The organism is Afipia sp. DC4300-2b1 (genome assembly GCF_049895725.1).
Classification (GTDB): domain Bacteria; phylum Pseudomonadota; class Alphaproteobacteria; order Rhizobiales; family Xanthobacteraceae; genus Afipia; species Afipia broomeae.
The window spans coordinates 249,108-266,746 of record NZ_JAFCSX010000005.1 but is presented as its reverse complement, the minus strand read 5'-3'; the positions used below and the strand labels follow the sequence as shown (position 1 = coordinate 266,746).

Annotated in this window: 20 protein-coding genes; 17 read left to right on the top strand and 3 right to left on the bottom strand. The window is 60.1% G+C overall.

The window, feature by feature from the left end; translation table 11 throughout:
* The first annotated feature begins 12 nt into the window (after nucleotides 1-12).
* From ACP7AL_RS20890 to hflX, 4 genes are all read left to right on the top strand, one after another.
* The gene (locus ACP7AL_RS20890) at nucleotides 13-1,383 is read left to right on the top strand and encodes a sigma-54-dependent transcriptional regulator (protein ID WP_425993945.1); all 1,371 of its coding nucleotides are present in this window, start codon (nucleotides 13-15) and stop codon (nucleotides 1,381-1,383) included.
* A gap of 164 nt (nucleotides 1,384-1,547) precedes the next feature.
* On the top strand, nucleotides 1,548-2,405 hold the full coding sequence (locus tag ACP7AL_RS20885) for a D-amino-acid transaminase (protein ID WP_425993943.1): 858 nt from the start codon (nucleotides 1,548-1,550) through the stop codon (nucleotides 2,403-2,405).
* A gap of 170 nt (nucleotides 2,406-2,575) precedes the next feature.
* On the top strand, nucleotides 2,576-2,824 hold the full coding sequence (gene hfq / locus ACP7AL_RS20880) for an RNA chaperone Hfq (RefSeq protein ID WP_006020546.1): 249 nt from the start codon (nucleotides 2,576-2,578) through the stop codon (nucleotides 2,822-2,824).
* A 12-nt stretch (nucleotides 2,825-2,836) separates the two neighbouring features.
* On the top strand, nucleotides 2,837-4,213 hold the full coding sequence (gene hflX / locus ACP7AL_RS20875; RefSeq protein WP_425993938.1) for a GTPase HflX: 1,377 nt from the start codon (nucleotides 2,837-2,839) through the stop codon (nucleotides 4,211-4,213).
* An 18-nt stretch (nucleotides 4,214-4,231) separates the two neighbouring features.
* Here hflX and mazG read toward each other — a convergent pair whose 3' ends face one another.
* Nucleotides 4,232-5,047, bottom strand: coding sequence for a nucleoside triphosphate pyrophosphohydrolase (mazG, locus tag ACP7AL_RS20870; protein WP_425993936.1), 816 nt, complete (start codon nucleotides 5,045-5,047; stop codon nucleotides 4,232-4,234).
* Between the two features lie 95 nt (nucleotides 5,048-5,142).
* Here mazG and queC point away from each other — a divergent pair, with 95 nt between their 5' ends.
* Nucleotides 5,143-5,871 (top strand): 7-cyano-7-deazaguanine synthase QueC, encoded by a 729-nt coding sequence (gene queC / locus ACP7AL_RS20865; protein WP_425993934.1) that lies wholly within the window; start codon nucleotides 5,143-5,145, stop codon nucleotides 5,869-5,871.
* Nucleotides 5,868-6,425 (top strand): VUT family protein, encoded by a 558-nt coding sequence (locus ACP7AL_RS20860; protein ID WP_425993932.1) that lies wholly within the window; start codon nucleotides 5,868-5,870, stop codon nucleotides 6,423-6,425. The genes queC and ACP7AL_RS20860 overlap by 4 nt, the downstream gene beginning before the upstream one ends.
* Before the next feature lies 1 nt (nucleotide 6,426).
* Here the strand turns inward: ACP7AL_RS20860 and ACP7AL_RS20855 are convergent, their stop codons facing one another.
* Nucleotides 6,427-7,260 carry an enoyl-CoA hydratase/isomerase family protein gene (locus tag ACP7AL_RS20855; RefSeq protein WP_425993930.1) on the bottom strand — a complete coding sequence of 278 codons (834 nt, stop codon included), beginning with the start codon at nucleotides 7,258-7,260 and terminating at the stop codon, nucleotides 6,427-6,429.
* A 135-nt stretch (nucleotides 7,261-7,395) separates the two neighbouring features.
* On the opposite strand from ACP7AL_RS20855, the gene ACP7AL_RS20850 reads away from it, so the two are divergent.
* Nucleotides 7,396-7,647, top strand: a complete 252-nt coding sequence (locus ACP7AL_RS20850; RefSeq protein WP_425993928.1) for a DUF1272 domain-containing protein — start codon at nucleotides 7,396-7,398, stop codon at nucleotides 7,645-7,647.
* A gap of 15 nt (nucleotides 7,648-7,662) precedes the next feature.
* On the opposite strand, the gene ACP7AL_RS20845 is transcribed toward ACP7AL_RS20850, so the two are convergent.
* Nucleotides 7,663-8,244 carry a thermonuclease family protein gene (locus tag ACP7AL_RS20845; RefSeq protein WP_425993926.1) on the bottom strand — a complete coding sequence of 194 codons (582 nt, stop codon included), beginning with the start codon at nucleotides 8,242-8,244 and terminating at the stop codon, nucleotides 7,663-7,665.
* A gap of 176 nt (nucleotides 8,245-8,420) precedes the next feature.
* On the opposite strand from ACP7AL_RS20845, the gene ACP7AL_RS20840 reads away from it, so the two are divergent.
* The 10 genes from ACP7AL_RS20840 (at nucleotide 8,421) to ACP7AL_RS20795 (ending at nucleotide 17,637) form a co-directional block, all read left to right on the top strand.
* Nucleotides 8,421-10,004, top strand: coding sequence for an alpha-amylase family glycosyl hydrolase (locus ACP7AL_RS20840; RefSeq protein WP_425993924.1), 1,584 nt, complete (start codon nucleotides 8,421-8,423; stop codon nucleotides 10,002-10,004).
* Nucleotides 10,005-10,163: 159 nt separating this feature from the next.
* Nucleotides 10,164-11,069, top strand: a complete 906-nt coding sequence (locus tag ACP7AL_RS20835) for a DnaJ C-terminal domain-containing protein (RefSeq protein ID WP_425993922.1) — start codon at nucleotides 10,164-10,166, stop codon at nucleotides 11,067-11,069.
* Nucleotides 11,070-11,071: 2 nt separating this feature from the next.
* Entirely contained in the window at nucleotides 11,072-11,347 is a 276-nt protein-coding gene (locus ACP7AL_RS20830; RefSeq protein ID WP_425993920.1) for a chaperone modulator CbpM, read from the top strand.
* A 57-nt stretch (nucleotides 11,348-11,404) separates the two neighbouring features.
* The gene (locus ACP7AL_RS20825) at nucleotides 11,405-11,629 is read left to right on the top strand and encodes a hypothetical protein (RefSeq protein WP_425993918.1); all 225 of its coding nucleotides are present in this window, start codon (nucleotides 11,405-11,407) and stop codon (nucleotides 11,627-11,629) included.
* A gap of 42 nt (nucleotides 11,630-11,671) precedes the next feature.
* Complete coding sequence (locus ACP7AL_RS20820; protein WP_024919258.1) at nucleotides 11,672-11,926, top strand: DUF2171 domain-containing protein; 255 nt, start codon at nucleotides 11,672-11,674, stop codon at nucleotides 11,924-11,926.
* A gap of 183 nt (nucleotides 11,927-12,109) precedes the next feature.
* Nucleotides 12,110-12,304 carry a hypothetical protein gene (locus tag ACP7AL_RS20815; protein ID WP_006020559.1) on the top strand — a complete coding sequence of 65 codons (195 nt, stop codon included), beginning with the start codon at nucleotides 12,110-12,112 and terminating at the stop codon, nucleotides 12,302-12,304.
* Nucleotides 12,305-12,400: 96 nt separating this feature from the next.
* A complete protein-coding gene (locus tag ACP7AL_RS20810) occupies nucleotides 12,401-13,468 on the top strand; it encodes a Dyp-type peroxidase (protein ID WP_425993915.1) in 1,068 nt (355 codons plus the stop codon).
* Nucleotides 13,461-14,267 (top strand): family 1 encapsulin nanocompartment shell protein, encoded by an 807-nt coding sequence (locus ACP7AL_RS20805; RefSeq protein ID WP_425993913.1) that lies wholly within the window; start codon nucleotides 13,461-13,463, stop codon nucleotides 14,265-14,267. Before ACP7AL_RS20810 ends, ACP7AL_RS20805 begins: the two co-directional genes overlap by 8 nt.
* A 24-nt stretch (nucleotides 14,268-14,291) precedes the next feature.
* Nucleotides 14,292-15,581, top strand: a complete 1,290-nt coding sequence (locus ACP7AL_RS20800) for an NAD(P)/FAD-dependent oxidoreductase (protein ID WP_425993911.1) — start codon at nucleotides 14,292-14,294, stop codon at nucleotides 15,579-15,581.
* Nucleotides 15,582-15,987: 406 nt separating this feature from the next.
* Nucleotides 15,988-17,637, top strand: coding sequence for an acyl-CoA synthetase (locus tag ACP7AL_RS20795; RefSeq protein WP_425993909.1), 1,650 nt, complete (start codon nucleotides 15,988-15,990; stop codon nucleotides 17,635-17,637).
* The last annotated feature ends 2 nt before the right edge of the window (nucleotides 17,638-17,639 follow it).

Genomic DNA, 17,639 nt, shown 5'->3' with positions numbered 1-17,639 from the left:
CGGGCGTGATTCATGGCAAATGACATTTTGATCGTCGATGACGAAGCAGATATTCGGGATCTCGTCGCGGGCATTCTCGACGACGAGGGTTTCAAGACGCGCACCGCGCGTGACAGCGATACTGCTCTGGCGGAAATTTCGAGCCGCCGGCCGAATCTAATTTTCCTCGACATCTGGCTTCAAGGCAGCAAGCTGGACGGTCTGCAATTGCTCGAGCAGATCAAGCTGAACCACCCCGAAGTTCCGGTCGTGATGATTTCGGGGCACGGCAACATCGAGACCGCGGTGGCGGCGATCAAGCGCGGCGCATACGATTTCATCGAAAAACCATTCAAGGCTGATCGGTTGATTTTGGTCGCCAACCGTGCGCTGGAAACGTCACGCCTCAAGCGTGAAGTCCGCGAACTCAAGCAGCACGCACCATCGTCGGGAACGCTGATCGGCCGCTCTCCTTGCATGAACCAGTTGCGTCAGACCATCGATCGCGCGGCCAAGGCCAACAGCCGCATCATGATCGTCGGCCCGTCGGGGGGCGGCAAGGAGCTTGCTGCGCGTACGTTGCACGCGATGTCCAGCCGCGCGGATGGGCCTTTCGTTGTCATCAATGCTGCCGCGATCACGCCGGAGCGGATGGAAGTCGAATTGTTCGGGGTTGAATTGTCCGACGGCGAAACCGGCCGCAAGCCCGGCGCGCTCGAGGAGGCTCACGGCGGCACGTTGTTCATCGACGAGATCGCCGATATGCCGCGCGAAACCCAGAACAGGATTTTGCGCGTGCTGGTCGATCAAACGTTCCAGCGGGCCGGCGGCACCACCAAGGTCAGCGTTGACGTCCGTATCGTGTCGTCGACGGCGCGCAACCTCGAAGCCGAGATCGCCGAGGGAAAATTCCGCGAAGATCTTTACCATCGCCTGTCGGTCGTTCCGATCCGAGTACCGCCACTGTCGGAGCGCCGTGAGGATATTCCCGACCTTGTCGAGTACTTCATGGACCAGATTTCGTCCGCGACCGGTCTGCCGAAACGGCGGATCGGGGAGGATGCGATGGCTGTTCTGCAATCGCATGTCTGGCCGGGCAACGTCCGGCAGTTGCGGAACAACGTCGAGCGCGTGATGATCCTGGCGGGTGGTGATCCTGATGCTGCGATCACCGCCGACATGCTGCCGCAGGATGTCGGCTCGATGATCCCGGCGATGCCCACAGGTAACAACGGCGAGCACATCATGGGCCTGCCTCTGCGCGAGGCCCGCGAGGTGTTCGAGCGCGACTACTTGATCGCGCAGATCAGCCGCTTCTCAGGCAACATTTCGCGCACGGCAGAGTTCGTGGGCATGGAACGTTCTGCGCTACATCGGAAGCTCAAAGCGCTGGGTGTAGGTTAGTGCGGCGGTTCACAAGGCCGCAATATGCTCGCAGCAAGACGTGTTTGCGAACTTGTGAGCCAAAACCGTACTAGAATATTGGTTGCTCGCGTCTCTTTGATTCCGAAGTTCGTATCAGGGAGCGCAGCAAAGTCTTACGAACTTCGGAATCGAGACACGACCGCATGTCCCGCATTGCCTATGTGAACGGCCAGTACCGCGACATGCGGGATGCCAGTGTGAACATCGAAGACCGCGGCTATCAGTTTTCAGATGGCGTCTACGAGGTCTGCGAAATCAGGGGCGGCAAGGTGGTGGATATGCCGCGCCACCTGACGCGGCTGCAGCGCTCGCTGCGCGAATTGCGCATCGATATGCCGATGCCGCTTGCCGCACTGGAAGTCGTGATCCACGAAACCGTGCGGCGCAATCGCGTGACCTACGGTATCGTTTACCTGCAGGTGACGCGCGGCGTAGCCCGGCGCGATCACGCATTTCCGGTCAAGCCCGTCAAACCAGCTGTGGTGGTCACAGCGCGCGCTCTCAACTTTCAGAAAAATCAGGAAACGGCGGCGAAGGGAATCGGGGTCATCACTGTTCCCGAAAATCGCTGGCCGCGGGTGGATATCAAATCCGTATCGCTGCTGCCTAACGTGCTGGCGAAGCAGCAGGCGCGCGAGAACGACGCGTACGAGGCGTGGTACGTCGATAGCAACGGCCACGTCACCGAAGGGTCATCGAGCAACGCCTGGATCGTGACCCGGGACGGCAGCGTCGTAACTCGATCGGCCGAGAGCGGCATCCTTGCCGGCATCACGCGAGCGGTGCTGACCGAGGTGATGGCAGCGCTCCAGATCAAGTTCGAGGAGCGTCCTTTCACCCCGGCCGAGGCTTATGAGGCAGCCGAGGCGTTTGTCACTGCGTCCAGCCAGATTGTCATGCCTGTGGTCAAGATCGACGGTCGCAGCATCGGAGATGGTAAACCCGGCTCCGTTTCCATGCGATTGCGGGAAGAATTCCACCGATTTTCAGCATTTTCGTAAGTTTTTGCGCCCTTTGGCGGCTTAGCCGGGTACCGCGGCCTTGCCTAACAACCGGGCGTGCCTTTTAATCGCGTTGCAGCACCCGGAGGGGGATCTCAGGGACGCCGGCAGCCGGACCACGCCACGAAGAGGGCAGGTCGGGCCCAAAAACAATAATGCGGGATAAGAAAATGGCGGCAGACCGCGCACAAAACCTACAGGATACTTTCCTCAATCACGTTCGCAAAACCAAAACGCCACTGACGATCTTTCTGGTCAATGGAGTGAAGCTGCAGGGCATTGTCACCTGGTTCGACAATTTCTGTCTGCTGCTTCGGCGCGATGGTCACTCGCAGCTTGTCTACAAGCATGCGATCTCGACAATCATGCCGGGCGCTCCCATCCAGCTGTTCGAAGGCGGCGAGGACGCGCCAGCTTGAGATTGAATTAATTTGGAACCCCGCAACTTCGACGGGGGCGCCGACCGGCCAAAGTCGGCGCGTGGCGACACAGGACGGGTGCTGGTCATCGGTCCTTACAAGCGCGTGCGGCGGGGCGATCCGGACGCGACGACGGTAGCTCATGGAGTACGCAATCCTGAAGCGCGGCTTGAAGAAGCTGCGGGTTTGGCGCGTGCCATCGATCTCACGGTCGCGGAGGCGGTCCTGGCGCCGTTGAGCGAAATCCGGCCAGCGACCTATCTCGGCAAAGGCAAGGTCGAGGAGATGATCGGCCTGATCAAGGCCAATCAAGTAGATCTGGTGGTGATGGATTGCGCGCTTTCGCCTGTTCAGCAGCGCAATCTCGAAAAGGAATGGAATGCCAAGGTGCTCGACCGCACCGGTCTCATTCTGGAAATCTTCGGCCGCCGCGCCAAAACCCGCGAAGGCACATTGCAGGTCGAACTCGCGCATCTGAATTATCAGCGCAGTCGTCTGGTTCGGTCATGGACCCATCTTGAACGCCAGCGCGGCGGCTTCGGATTCATGGGCGGCCCCGGCGAAACCCAGATCGAGGCCGACCGCCGCTTGATCGGCGATCGCATCTCCAGGATCGAGTCTGAACTCAAGAAGGTGCAGGCAACGCGCAGGCTGCACCGGGCGGGGCGTCAACGCGTGCCTTACCGTGTTGTCGCGCTGGTCGGTTACACCAATGCGGGTAAATCCACGCTGTTTAACAGGTTGACCCGCGCGGACGTGCAGGCCGCCGACATGCTGTTCGCAACGCTCGACCCGACCTTGCGCGCGCTGACGCTACCGCACGGCGGCAAGGCCATGCTGTCGGATACCGTCGGGTTCATCTCGGACTTGCCGACCATGCTGGTGGCGGCGTTCCGCGCCACGCTCGAGGAAGTCATTGAGGCTGACGTCATTCTGCATGTGCGCGATATTTCGCACGAGGATGCCGAAGCCCAGCAGCATGACGTTGAGGGCGTATTGCGTCAGCTCGGCATCGATCCGGATAGCGGTCAACGCATTCTGGAAGTCTGGAACAAGATCGACCGCTTCGACGAAGAGGGTCGTGCCAACCTCATGAATATCGCCGCGAGGCGCTCGCCAGAACGGCCGTGCTTTCCGGTGTCGGCTGTGACCGGAGAGGGCATTGATGCCCTGCTTGCGGCGATCGAAGACCGTCTGGCCGCGACCCGCGTGACGCTGGATCTCTCTATCGATGCGTCGGACGGCGCCGGCATCAGTTGGCTGCACCGGAATGCAGAAGTGCTGGACAAGCATATGGAGAATGGTCGGTTTGCCATGACCGTGCGCGTGGATGAGACCAAGCGCGACATCACGATTGCCAAGTTCGGCGCTGTCCCAAGCACACATTGATTGCGCTTGCCGCGAAAACTATGTCGCACTCTTCGCTTCGTTCCATAGCGCGTCCATCTCGGCCAGCGTCGCTGCTTCCAGCGATGAACCGCGCGCGGCGAGAGTGCGTTCGATATAGGCGAACCGCCGCTCGAACTTCGCGTTGGTTGCACGTAACGCCATCTCGGGATCGGCCTTGGCGTGGCGCGCGAGATTGACGACGGCAAACAGAAGATCGCCGGCTTCTTCGGCGATATGCGATTGATCGCCGCTGTCCAGCGCCGCCTCGATTTCATCGGCCTCCTCGCGGATCTTTGAGAGCACCGCCCGCGGATCGTTCCAGTCGAAGCCGACGGTCGAAGCGGTCCGCTGCAAGTCCATCGCGCGCGCCAGCGCCGGCTGGCTCTTCTTGACGCTTTCCAAGAGACCGGGCTTTGCATCAGGAACCTCCCCGCGCAACGCCGCTCGCTCGGCTTTCTCTTCCGCCTTGATGGTGTGCCACAGGCCTTTTACTTCATCGGGTGTCATCCGGCCGGCCCTGTCGCCGAAGACATGCGGATGACGCCGGATCATCTTTGTGGTGATGGCGTTGACGACGTCGCCAAACGCGAAGGCGCCTTTTTCCTCGGCCATCCGTGAATGAAACACGACCTGAAGGAGTAAGTCACCGAGTTCTTCCTTCAGATCGTCGAGATCCTCCCGCGCGATCGCCTCGGCAACCTCATAGGCTTCCTCAATGGTATAGGGCGCAATGGTCGCGAACGTCTGCTCCAGATCCCATGGACACCCGGTTTTCGGCGTGCGCAAAGCGGCCATTATCTCGAGCAGTTTGGAGATGTCATGGGAAGCAGGCATGGCGCACCGTGGGCTGAAAAGGTTCTGCCCTCTATGCCGTAACGATGGCCCCGAGACAATTGGCGGCGCGGTGTTCGGATGCTAAGTGCAATGCCATGACGGAATTAGGCCAAAACAACGCTGCTCTTGTGCTTTTCTCCGGCGGGCAGGATTCCGCCACCTGCCTCGCGTGGGCATTGGCTCGTTTTGAACGCGTGGAGACCATCGGCTTCTCATATGGCCAGCGGCATGCCGTCGAACTGGAAAGCCGGGCGACATTGATCGGCGGCATGAAGGCTCTACGCCCGGAATGGGCGGCAAAGCTGGGCGAAAGCCACACACTGGACATCCCGACCCTGGGCGATATTTCCGAGACCGCGCTGACGCGCGACACGGCGATCGAGATGGGCGAGGGTGGCTTGCCCAACACCTTCGTGCCTGGTCGCAATCTGGTGTTCCTGACCTTTGCCGCTGCGCTGGCCTATCGGCGCGGTATCACTCACATCGTAGGCGGAATGTGCGAGACGGATTTTTCCGGCTATCCCGATTGCCGCGACGACACGATCAAGGCGCTCAATGTCGCGCTTAACCTCGGGATGGCACGTCCGTTCGAGTTACACACGCCGCTGATGTGGCGCGACAAGGGTGACACATGGGCGCTGGCGGAAGAACTCGGCGGCAAGGGGCTGGTCGATCTGATCGTTGAACACTCCCACACCTGTTACCTCGGTGAGCGCGGCGCGCGGCACGACTGGGGTTACGGCTGCGGCGAGTGCCCGGCATGCAGCCTGCGCGCTAAAGGTTGGGCGGCTTACAGCGCGAAAGCGAAGACCGAAAAGCAATGACCCTCGCGCACCGGCTTCGCACGGAAGGCTTTGTATTTCTGGCCGCCTATATCGCCTGCATTCCGGTCGCGAACTGGCTGATCCAGCACATCGGCACCGTTTGTCCACCGGATGGCCCATGTCTGATACCAGTTGCGCCGGGTCTGATGGCGCCGAGTGGCGTGCTGATGGCCGGGCTTGCGCTTGTGCTGCGCGACCTCGTGCAGCGGCGGCTTGGCGTTACCTACGGATTGGCTGCGATCGGGGCGGGGACGGTGTTCTCAGCAGCACTGGCCCCTGCGCCGCTGGTCGTTGCGTCGGCGGTTGCGTTCCTGCTGTCGGAACTGGCCGATTTCGCTGTCTACACGCCATTGCAAAAACGCGGGCTTGTGCTCGCCGTGGCAGCGAGCAGCCTTGTGGGACTGGTGGCGGACTCGCTGCTGTTCCTGTGGCTCGCGTTTGGCAGCCTTGAGTTTCTGGCAGGCCAGATCGTAGGCAAAGCGGTCATGGTGCTGCTGACGCTGCCGGCGATCCGCTGGCTGCGCAACAGAGACGAGCGGTTGGGCGCTGCGTAGATTAGCGTCCCTTAAAGTCCGCCGGCCGCTTTTCGAGGAATGATGCCAGGCCTTCACGAAAATCCTGCGTGCGCATCAACGGCAGCAGTTGCAGGAAGACGTGGTGGACATGATCGTTGAAATTCTCCGAGAGGCCGACGCGCATCATGCGTTTGGCCGACTGGACAGCCAACGGCGCATTGGCGGCGATTTCAGAGGCAAGTGCCCGGGCGCGCGGCATCAACTCGGCATCGGGGACCACATGATTGGTCAGACCCATCTCGAGGCTTTCCTTTGCCGAAAGCGTGCGGCCGGTGAAGATGATTTCGGCCGCCTTGGCCCAACCCAACATGCGCGGCAGAAACCAGGTACCGCCTGACTCAGGCACGATACCGCGCTTGACGAATGCGGCAGCAAACTTCGCACTCTCGGCCATAATGCGAATGTCGCAGCCCAGCGCCGTGTCCATGCCGTAACCGGCTGCTGCGCCGTTGAGCGCACAGATCGTCGGTTTCTCCATGTTGAAGAGGATCGTCGGAGGAGCGGTCTTGAGATCAAGCGTCGTCCGCGCGCCATCGGCGTCGTTCTGCGAGCCGATGCCGGTGCCGCTGGCAGCGCTGCCAACATCAAGGCCAGCGCAGAAAGCGCGTCCAGTCGCGGTGAGGATGACGACACGCACCGCAGGATCCGCGTCCGCTTGCAGAAGCAGTTGACCGAGTTGCGCCAGCATCGGCCGCGAGATCGTGTTCAACCGATCAGGGCGATTGAGTGTGATGGTGGCGATGTTACCATCGACCGCATAAAGCACCTCCGATTCAGCGGCACGTGATTCCTGGATGCTTTGCGGTTTTGACATTGCAATTTCCTCAGTTGTTCTGGGCGCAGGAAAGATCAAAAGCCGCCCCGACGCAAGCATTGGACGCTGCTGAGCAGCCTTGCACCGCCCTGGCCAGCCGCATAGGCTCGGCAGGCCGCACACGGGAGAAGCGCGATGATGAAGCTGAAGCCGAATTGTGAATGTTGCGACAAGGATTTGCCGCCCGAGAGCCGCGAAGCCGTGATCTGCACCTTCGAGTGCACGTTCTGCGCAGCCTGCGCGGATACCGTTTTCAAAGGCGCATGCCCCAACTGCGGGGGCAATTTTGTGCCGCGCCCGATCAGGCCAGCGGCGATGTTGCGGAAATATCCGGCATCGACCGAGCGGCACCTGCGGGAGCAGCCGTGCCTTGCGAAAGCGAGCTGAGACGCAGGGACTCAGCTAATCTTTGCGGTGATCATCCGTGCGCGGGTGCTGGTGCCGCCATTCGCGCGGCGGTGTGAATGTCCCGGCCCACAATCCGCGCCTCGCGGATTTCGCATCATCCTGTTGGGCGCCGTAAACGTTCGCAAATCCTGATGTTACGGCCCAGCCTTGCTGGACCATCCAGCCATTGATGTCGGTGCCATCGGGAAGGGTGCAGGTCGCCAGCGTGCGCCCGTACTTATCGATCGATTTCGGCTGGCATGTGAGATCGTGTCCGCGGACACGGCTTCTGAGTTGCGCGGAAGCTTGCCGTCCGCAAGGCCAGTCGCGACCTTGTGCGTCAGTGCAGGTCTGGTCAAGTTCGGGCGCATCGATGTCGATAAGGCGAATTCGCGTGCCGGAGATTGTCAGTGTGTCGCCATCGGCCACAAACGCATTTCCCGAGACCGGCGCGTCCGGCTTCCGCATCCAGCGTTCAAGGCCATACACACCGAGCGATCCGATCAGCACGATCACCATGACCGTCCAGCGGCGAGTGTCCGGGTTGAACCGCGTCGGTCCGCGAGATTGTTGGCGCTGTGACACCCGGAAACTCATGCTCAAGTCCGCGCTGCAATGTGAGAGTTTTATGTCACGCGGCCGCGCAACGCGATTCATCAACTGAATTATCTGCTTTGGACGAGGCGGGTTCAAGCGGGTGTTGCCAGCGACTTTTTCTTCCGCCTATGTGCAGGTTCTCGATTGTCTTTACTGTCACAGGGTTGGCGTGTGCCATGCGTGAGAATGTTCCCTGGTGGAAATCGGGTATTCTCTATCAGATATACCCGCGCTCCTTTCAGGACTCCGATGGCGATGGCGTAGGGGACCTTCGCGGCGTCATCGAGCGGCTGCCTTACCTGCGTGAACTTGGTGTCGATGCGCTGTGGCTGTCGCCGATTTTTCCATCGCCGATGGAGGATTTTGGCTACGACATCTCCGACTACACGGGTATCGATCCGCTGTTCGGCACGCTGGACGATTTCGATGCGCTGGTGGCGGCTGCTCACGATTTTGGACTGAAGATCATCCTCGACCTTGTCCCCAACCATACGTCCGATCAGCATCCATGGTTCATCGAAAGCCGCGGTTCGCGAGATAGTGCGAAACGCGACTGGTATATCTGGCGCGATCCAAAGGGAGAGGGCGGTCCTCCGAACAACTGGCTTTCCGAATTCGGCGGCAGCACCTGGGAATTCGATGCGCACACCGGGCAGTATTACTATCACGCGTTCCTGCGCAGCCAGCCCGATCTGAACTGGCGCAATCCCGAAGTGCGCGGTGCCATGCATGACGTGATGCGCTTCTGGCTGCGGCGCGGTGTCGATGGATTTCGTGTCGATGTGATGTGGCATCTGATCAAGGACGATCTGCTGCGGGACAATCCGCCGAATCCCGATTTCGTGCCGGGACAGCAGCCTTACGAGCAACTAATCCCGCTTTATTCGACCGACAGGCCTGAGGTTCACGACGTCGTCGCCGAGTTGCGGCAGGTGATCGACGAGTTCGACAATCGTGTACTGATCGGTGAAATCTATCTGCCGCCAGCTAAGCTCGTAGCCTATTATGGCCGTGACCTCGCTGGCGCTCACCTGCCGTTCAACTTCGCCCTGATCTCGACGCCGTGGAATGCGCGTGCCATCGCGAAGCTTGTCGACGACTATGAAGCCGCGTTGCCGGCCGGCGCATGGCCGAACTGGGTGCTCGGCAATCATGACCGCCAGCGCATCGCCAGCCGTCTAGGTACCGATCAGGCGCGCGTCGCGGCCATGCTACTGCTGACGCTCCGGGGAACGCCAACGCTGTATTACGGCGACGAGATCGGGATGCCGCAGGTTGCGATCGCGCCGGATCGGGTGAGGGACCCGTGGGAGAAGAATGTCCCGGGTATGGGTGTTGGCCGCGACGGCTGCCGTACGCCGATGCAATGGGATGACACAGCATATGCAGGATTCAGCGTTCGCGAGCCATGGCTGCCACTCAGCAAGGATATCGCCTTGGTGAACGTTGCCACCGAGCGTCAGGACACAGCGTCCATGCTCAGCCTGTACCGGGCGCTGGTCACACTGCGCCGTGCCCGGCCAGAGCTTGCGCTCGGTGGGTACAGGCTCGTGAGCGTTGCTGATGATCTCCTGGTTTATGCGCGTGAGCATCAGGACCAGCGGTCACTCGTTGCGCTGAACCTTGGCATGGCGACCATTTCGCTGGAGGTCCGTGGGCATGTCTTGTTGTCGACGTTTATGGATCGGCAGGCTGAGGTGATTGACGGTCTACTCAGTCTGCGCGGCGCTGAAGGGATCGTTATCGAGCCCTCAAGCTGAACGAAGAAGCGGGCCAGCGCCTTTAAAAGCGGCATCCTTAGCACATGCGGTATCGCGCCGTGGGCGGGTTGGTATGTGAGGCGGGGTTGTTGTAGCATTTGCCAATCTTACGTGCCGTACTCGTGATTTTAGACAAACAGTGTGCGTCCGGAGTAAGTCGTGAGAAATCCATACGAGATTCTTGACGTTGCCCCGACTGCCTCTGCCGCCGACATCCAGAAGGCGTATCGGAAGCTGGCAAAGAAACTGCACCCGGACTTGAATCCCGGTGACAGGACGGCTGAAGAGAAATTCAAGGAAGTCGCCGGCGCCTACGACTTGCTGAGCGACGCCGAGAAGCGGAAGCGTTTCGACAATGGTGAGATCGACGCGACCGGTGCAGAGCGGCCGCAGCATCACTATTACCGGGATTTCGCCACCTCGGATGAAGGGCATCGTTATGCGAACAGCTCCGGCTTCGCCGACTACATGGATACGGACGATGCGTTTGCAGAACTCCTGCGCCGCGGTCAGAGAGCACGTGCAAACCGGCGTGGACAGGATCTGCACTACACCGTGCCGATCGATTTTGTGGATTCGATCAAGGGCGCGGACAAGCGTCTGACACTGCCTGACGGTAGTTCGCTTGACGTGAAAGTTCCACCTGGTCTGGTCGACGGTCAGGTTATCCGCCTCAAGGGCAAGGGGGCGCCCGGCGCCGGTAAGGGCGGCCCTGGAGATGCCCTGATCGAGGTGGAGGTCCTGCCCGACCGCCGCTTCACCCGCGACGGCGACGATATATCTATCGAGTTGCCGGTCTCTCTTACCGAAGCCGTATTGGGAGGGAAGATCCGCGTTCCGACGCCGACTGGAGATGTGCAACTGGCGGTGCCAAAGGGATCGAACACCGGCACCACCCTGCGCCTCAGGGGGAAGGGCGCGCCCCGCCGCGGCGGCGGGCAGGGCGATCAGTTCGTCAAATTGAAGGTGGTTTTGCCTAAATCTCCGGATCCGGAACTCGAAGCCTTCGTCTCGAATTGGGAGAAGGGCAAAGAATTCAATCCGCGCGCGGACAGGACATCTTGATCATGAACAAGCAGGAATTTCTGACGTATTCGGGTCTTCAGGTGCAGATACTCGACCTCTGGCTCGAGCAGCGATGGCTGACTCCGGAGGAAACCTCCGTCGGAATTCAGTTCTCTGACATCGATGTTGCACGGGCCCGTCTCATTTATGATCTAAAGAGCGATCTGGGTGCTAATGATGAGGGGATCGACGTCATCCTTCATCTCATGGACCAGATCCATGGGCTGCGCCACGCGCTCGCGCAATTGCACAAGGATATTCAGGAGCGTTCACCTTAGGCGCACTGCCGCACCAAACGCCGAGATCGGAGCCGCAGGCTAACCTTGGAGATCGAAATGGTCGGAAGATTCACGGCTCTTGGACACGGTGAAATCGACTCCCTTATCCTGCAAGCGCTGGTGCGCAAGCTGGTCTCTAAAAATGTTCTTTCATCAGACGACGTGCGCGCACTGCTGTTTGAAGCCGCAACTCATCTCGACCTTGTGGGGAGCGACCAGACACCCCAAGCCGCGCGGATCGTTGTTGAGGAGGATCTGGTGCCTGTGTTTCTTGGCGAATGACCGTTTTCAACACACACGAACTCAAAGAAGGAGGCAGTTTCGATGAAGAATCAGATCAAGGAAAACATGGAGGTCATCGGGGCCGACGGCGTTCATGTCGGCACAGTGGACCGCATCGAAGGTGATCGCATCAAGCTCAAAAAGAGCGACAGTTTCGGAGCCCACGCGGGGCACCATCACTACATCGAAACTGGCTTCGTGGCTGGCGTTGAAGGCAACAAGGTTCGCCTCTCGGCGAACGCTGATATTGCCGTGACGTTGGAAGAAGAACCGTCAGGCCGGCCCGTCAAGCTGTGATGTGCGGTTCAGACCGTCAAAAACTGACCGGCTGAACTGCCAGTAGCGGAGAGGGTTAAACAAGCCGCGAACATTCCCATGGGAGTGCTGCGCGCGAGGTTGTATGGTTGGGTTCTCAGACGGGTTTTGGACTTATTGTCCAAAAACACCAAGCTTGGACGCCAGTGCAGCAGGAGGGCCGTGATGCAAGAATACGATCTCTACATCAACGCGAAAAAGCCAGCCATCGGCCTCTACGTACGCAAGGGCGCAGGTCTCCCTGACCTCGCCGATAAATCAGATTGGGTATTCGATGGCACTGCTGCGCAGGATCTGTTGCCTCCGGGCGTGGTGCAAGGTGTCGCCGCGGACGGCCATGCGTTTCGAAACATGGACTGATCTCAACATAGCAACGGAAGAACATCACCGATGCGCCGTAGGGCTTGCCCTGCCGGCCGGATCGCGATTGAACCAAAGGTATTAAACGGATCGAGTATGGTCTCAAGCCCGCCACCCCCGGTGTCCCAGTCCGTCGCTGCCAAGCTTACGCGGGCGGCGATATTTCTGGTTGTGACGATCAATCCTGGAACGACGTCCGAGGAAACGGTTCGCGGCTTATGCGCGGATCTTTCGAGCCTGCTGCGGGGCGTGGGGTTTCGCGATCTCGATGGCCAGCTGACCTGCGTAATGGGATTTGGCTCTGAGGCCTGGGACCGCCTGTTCGGACCGCCGCGGCCGAAGGACCTCCATCCGTTTCGCGAAATTCGTGGTGTGCATACCGCCGTTTCGACGCCCGGGGACATCCTGTTTCACATCCGTGCTGCGACCATGGATCTGTGTTTTGAGCTGGCGACGCATATCATGTCGCGGCTCAACGGCGCCGTCTCAACCGTCGACGAGGTACACGGATTCAAGTTTTTCGACGATCGCGATCTCATTGGCTTTGTAGATGGTACAGAAAATCCGGTGGGGCAGGCTGCCGAAGCGGCCACCCTTGTCGGGGATGAAGATTCGGCCTTTGCTGGCGGCAGCTATGTGATCGTGCAGAAGTATCTGCACGACGTCGCGCGATGGAATAAAGTGCCTGTCGAGGAGCAGGAGAACATTATCGGCCGGCACAAACTGTCCGACATCGAACAGCCTGACTCCGTGAAGAAACCGTACGCGCACAACGTTCTGACGTCGATTGAAGAGAACGGCGAGCAGCTTCAGATCCTGCGCGACAACATGCCGTTCGGCGAGGTGGGCAAGGGTGAATTCGGCACGTATTTCATCGGTTACGCGCGGTCACCGCATCGAATCGAGAAGATGCTGGAGAACATGTTCATCGGCAATCCGCCGGGTACCTACGACCATCTGCTCGATTTCAGCCACACAGTGACCGGATGCCTGTTCTTCGTGCCGACGGTGACTTTCCTGGATGATGTCAGCCCAGAGGCACAACCGGTTGCCGACACCGACGCGAAAGAGGCGCGGGCGCCTGTGGCGCCTCAGCCGAACGCGCGCAGCAGCGATGGCTCACTCGGTATTGGATCCCTGAAGAAAGAGGCAGGACATGAATAATCTCCATCGGCACCTCGCGCCCATCTCGGCGGGAGCGTGGGAGCAGATCGAACAGGAAGCGTCTCGCACACTCAAGCGTCACCTGGCGGCGCGACGTGTTGTGGACGTTGTCGGCCCGAAGGGCGTCGATTTCTCGGCTGTGGGGACAGGGCACCTCAAGCAGATTTCAGGGCCTGGCGACGGGATCCAGGCCGCGCAGCGCGACGTGAAGGCCCTCGTCGAACTGCGCGTTCCGTTCGAACTCACGCGTCAGGCGATTGACGACGTGGGGCGCGGCGCAACCGATTCTGACTGGTCGCCTGTCAAGGACGCGGCGCGGAAGATTGCCTTCGCCGAAGATCGCGCGGTTTTCGAAGGATATGCCGCGGCCGCGATCCAGGGTATCCGGGAAGGCAGTAGCAACGCCGCCGTGACGCTTCCGGCCAGTGTGAAGGGCTACCCGGATGCTGTGGCGCAAGCGGTGAGTGAGTTACGGCTTGCCGGATGTGAAGGCCCCTATGCCCTTGTTCTCGGCGGGAACGCCTACACGGCAGCAAGCGGTGGCAGCGACGATGGATATCCAGTATTCCACCATATCGAGCGTGTGGTGGACGGCGGGATTATCTGGGCGCCGGCGATTGAAGGCGGGTTTGTACTCACCACGCGGGGCGGCGATTTCGAACTGGATATCGGTCAGGATTTCTCGATCGGCTACCTGAGCCATTCCAGCTCTGTCGTTGAACTGTATCTGCAGGAAACCTTCACGTTCCGGCAATTGACCGCCGAGGCGGCAGTTGCGCTTGTGACTCCGAAAAAATGATTGCGGGGATGAGGATGTCGATGCGTGGCCGACGATAGGACCGTTGAAGCTTCCGTGCCTCATATTGTGATCGTCGGAGCCGGTTTCGGCGGTCTTGAAGCCGCGCGCGGTCTTGCCGACGCACCCGTGCGCATTACGATTGTCGATCAGCGCAACCATCACCTGTTTCAACCGCTGCTCTATCAGGTCGCCACCGCGACACTCGCGACCTCGGAAATCGCATGGCCCGTCCGCCATCTCGTCCGCAGACAGAAGAACGTCACGACGCTGCTAGGAAGCGTCGTCGGCGTGAACACCCAGGCGAAGCAGGTTGTGTTGGACGGCGAGGAGCCGATCGCTTTCGATACCCTGATCCTGGCGACGGGAGCCCGCCACGCTTACTTCGGTCACGACGAATGGGAGCCATATGCACCCGGGCTGAAAACGCTTGAGGACGCCACCAAGATCAGGCGGCGGATTCTCGCCGCGTTTGAGCAGGCGGAGTGGGAGACCGATCCGGCGGAGCGAGACAAATTCCTCACATTTGTGATTGTAGGAGCGGGCCCTACCGGCGTGGAGCTGGCCGGGACGATCGCCGAACTTGCGCGGGATACGTTGCGCGATGAATTTCGCAATTTTGATACACGAAGCGCGCGGGTCGTCCTTATCGAAGCCGGACCTCGCATCCTTTCGAGCTTTAGCGAGGATCTATCGGATTACGCGCAACGGGCGCTGACGCGTCTCGGTGTCGAGGTCAAATTGGGACATGCTGTTTCAAAGTGCGGAGAAGGCGGGGTCGAACTGGGCGGCGAATTCCTTCCGGCAAAAACCATCATCTGGGCCGCGGGGGTCGCGGCCTCGCCGGCGGCCGAGTGGCTGCATGTACCAGCCGATCGCGCGGGGCGCGTTCTTGTAGAGCCCGACCTGACGGCCCCGGGTCATCCGGATATCTTTGTCATCGGCGATGCCGCGCATGTCGAATCGGCGGATGGAAAGCTGGTGCCTGGCGTAGCGCCTGCAGCCAAGCAGGAAGGGCAATATGTTGCCCGGAGGATCATGGAGCGCCTGAGGGGCCGTAATCCAGGCGAGCGGTTCGCATACAAGAACGCGGGCAATCTCGCCACGATCGGGAAGCGCGCCGCCATTGTCGACTTCGGTTGGATCAAGCTCAAAGGCCGGTTGGCTTGGTGGATGTGGGGCGTCGCGCACATTTTCTTTCTGATCGGGCTACGCAATCGCCTGGCCGTCGCGATGAACTGGCTGTGGATTTATATCAGCGGCCAGCGAAGCGCTCGTCTCATCACGCAAGGCAAGACGACGAAGGGCGGTATCTAGGGCCGCCTTGATACGGCGAGCGGACGGGGTCTTGAACTGCCGGGTGGATGACCGCCGGATCGCCATCGGAGCTCTGGCTGGGCCAATATCAAAGATTCGCATAAGGTATATTATGGAATATAATATAGCTGAGCGATTTCAATATGATCTATTCAATAGTAGATAAAATGATCGATATATATTGGGTTATATCTGAAAATACCCGTGCAACTGAACACGGCTTGGTCCGTGTAATTGGCGCTCAGGCGTCCCTGCGCTGGGCATGCAAGCAAGGTTGTATCGATGGTCGTGTTTTTGCAGACCGGCCCGATTGATTGACCGCAAGGATGGCCATTGTAGAACCAGATAAATGCCCGACCGGACACCGTTGGCGTCCACTGCGTCGGACAAATCATGGAGTCAGGATATGAGCAGCAATCAGGGCCAATATAGCACCGGTCTGAACAAGAACGCTGCCAACTACGTGCCGCTCTCGCCGCTGAGCTTTCTGGCTCGCAGCGCCAGCGTCTATCCGGACCACACCAGCGCCGTTTACGAAGGCCGCAGGTTCACCTGGGCGCAGACCTATGAGCGCTGCAAGCGGTTTGCGTCGTTTCTTGCCAAACGCGGCATTCAGCGTGGCGATACCGTGGCGGCTATGCTGCCGAATATCCCGGCAATGAACGAGGCGCATTTTGCCGTGCCGATGGCCGGCGGCGTTCTCAACGCGCTCAATATTCGGCTCGATGCAGCATCAATCGCATTCCAGCTCGATCACGGCGGCGCCAGGATCATTTTGGTCGACCCTGAGTTCGGCGGCGTAATCTCGGATGCACTGAGCCTGATGAAAGGCCCGAGGCCGCTGGTGATTGATGTCGACGACGCTGCGTTTGCCGGTGGCAAGCGCATTGGCGAACTCGAATATGAGACTGCAGTCGCGTCCGGTGACCCGGAGTTCGCGTGGCTGACGCCGGACGACGAATGGGACGCCATTGCGCTCGGCTATACGTCCGGCACCACGGGCAATCCCAAGGGCGTCGTCACGCATTACCGAGGCGCCTATCTCAACGCCGTCAGCAATATTCTGGCGGGCAATCTCGGCACGCATCCGATCTATCTCTGGACGCTCCCGATGTTTCACTGCAACGGCTGGTGCTTCCCGTGGACCATCGCAGCGTCGGCCGGTGTCAATGTCTGCCTGCGCAAGGTCGACCCGGCCAAGATTTTCGAGCTGATCAAGGTCCACGGCGTGACTCACATGTGCGGCGCGCCGATCGTCTACAACACGCTGATCAACGCGCCGGATGCTCCCAAGGGCAAGTCTGCGAAGCCAGTTGTGGGACTGATCGCGGGCGCGGCGCCGCCGGTGGCGGTGCTCGAGGGCGCTGAGGGCATCGGCATCAAGCTGACCCACGTCTACGGCCTCACCGAGGTCTATGGCCCCGCCTCCGTTTGCGCCGAACAGCCCGGCTGGGACGAACTGCCGGCAGATCAGCGCGCCCAGCTCAAGCGCCGGCAGGGCGTGCCCTATCCGCTTCAGGAAGCCGTGACGGTGCTTGATCCGGAGACGATGCGTGAGGTGCCGCGCGATGGTGAGACCATCGGCGAGGTCATGTTCCGCGGCAACATCGTCATGAAGGGCTATCTGAAGAACGAGAAGGCCACCAGGGAAGCCTTCGAGGGGGGCTGGTTTCACACCGGCGATCTCGGCGTGCTCGACAAGGACGGCTATGTCATCATCAAGGATCGCTCCAAGGACATCATCATCTCGGGCGGCGAAAACATCTCGTCGGTCGAGGTCGAAGATGTTCTGTACAAGCATCCGGCGGTGCTGTTCGCAGCCGTTGTTGCCAAGCCGGACCCGAAATGGGGCGAGGTGCCCTGCGCCTTCGTCGAACTGAAAGACGGCGCGACCGCGACCGAAGCGGAAATCCTGAGCTACTGCAAAAGCGTGCTGCCGGGATTTAAATCGCCGAAATCAGTTGTATTTGGCGCCATCCCGAAGACGTCGACCGGCAAGATCCAGAAATTCGCGCTTCGCGATCAGGCCAATTCTGCGAAGGCGATTTCCGCCTGAAC

What these genes read in the sequence shown, in the direction of transcription:
- ACP7AL_RS20825 (WP_425993918.1), top strand. Translation starts at nt 11,405, where the DNA reads ATGGTCGGAAGATTCACGGCTCTTGGACACGGTGAAATCGACTCCCTT.
- ACP7AL_RS20815 (WP_006020559.1), top strand. Translation starts at nt 12,110, where the DNA reads ATGCAAGAATACGATCTCTACATCAACGCGAAAAAGCCAGCCATCGGC.
- hfq (WP_006020546.1), top strand. Translation starts at nt 2,576, where the DNA reads ATGGCGGCAGACCGCGCACAAAACCTACAGGATACTTTCCTCAATCAC.
- ACP7AL_RS20845 (WP_425993926.1), bottom strand. Translation starts at nt 8,244, where the DNA reads ATGAGTTTCCGGGTGTCACAGCGCCAACAATCTCGCGGACCGACGCGG.
- ACP7AL_RS20830 (WP_425993920.1), top strand. Translation starts at nt 11,072, where the DNA reads ATGAACAAGCAGGAATTTCTGACGTATTCGGGTCTTCAGGTGCAGATA.
- queC (WP_425993934.1), top strand. Translation starts at nt 5,143, where the DNA reads ATGACGGAATTAGGCCAAAACAACGCTGCTCTTGTGCTTTTCTCCGGC.
- ACP7AL_RS20855 (WP_425993930.1), bottom strand. Translation starts at nt 7,260, where the DNA reads ATGTCAAAACCGCAAAGCATCCAGGAATCACGTGCCGCTGAATCGGAG.
- ACP7AL_RS20860 (WP_425993932.1), top strand. Translation starts at nt 5,868, where the DNA reads ATGACCCTCGCGCACCGGCTTCGCACGGAAGGCTTTGTATTTCTGGCC.
- ACP7AL_RS20820 (WP_024919258.1), top strand. Translation starts at nt 11,672, where the DNA reads ATGAAGAATCAGATCAAGGAAAACATGGAGGTCATCGGGGCCGACGGC.
- ACP7AL_RS20885 (WP_425993943.1), top strand. Translation starts at nt 1,548, where the DNA reads ATGTCCCGCATTGCCTATGTGAACGGCCAGTACCGCGACATGCGGGAT.
- ACP7AL_RS20890 (WP_425993945.1), top strand. Translation starts at nt 13, where the DNA reads ATGGCAAATGACATTTTGATCGTCGATGACGAAGCAGATATTCGGGAT.
- ACP7AL_RS20795 (WP_425993909.1), top strand. Translation starts at nt 15,988, where the DNA reads ATGAGCAGCAATCAGGGCCAATATAGCACCGGTCTGAACAAGAACGCT.
- ACP7AL_RS20805 (WP_425993913.1), top strand. Translation starts at nt 13,461, where the DNA reads ATGAATAATCTCCATCGGCACCTCGCGCCCATCTCGGCGGGAGCGTGG.
- ACP7AL_RS20810 (WP_425993915.1), top strand. Translation starts at nt 12,401, where the DNA reads ATGGTCTCAAGCCCGCCACCCCCGGTGTCCCAGTCCGTCGCTGCCAAG.
- ACP7AL_RS20850 (WP_425993928.1), top strand. Translation starts at nt 7,396, where the DNA reads ATGATGAAGCTGAAGCCGAATTGTGAATGTTGCGACAAGGATTTGCCG.
- ACP7AL_RS20840 (WP_425993924.1), top strand. Translation starts at nt 8,421, where the DNA reads ATGCGTGAGAATGTTCCCTGGTGGAAATCGGGTATTCTCTATCAGATA.
- mazG (WP_425993936.1), bottom strand. Translation starts at nt 5,047, where the DNA reads ATGCCTGCTTCCCATGACATCTCCAAACTGCTCGAGATAATGGCCGCT.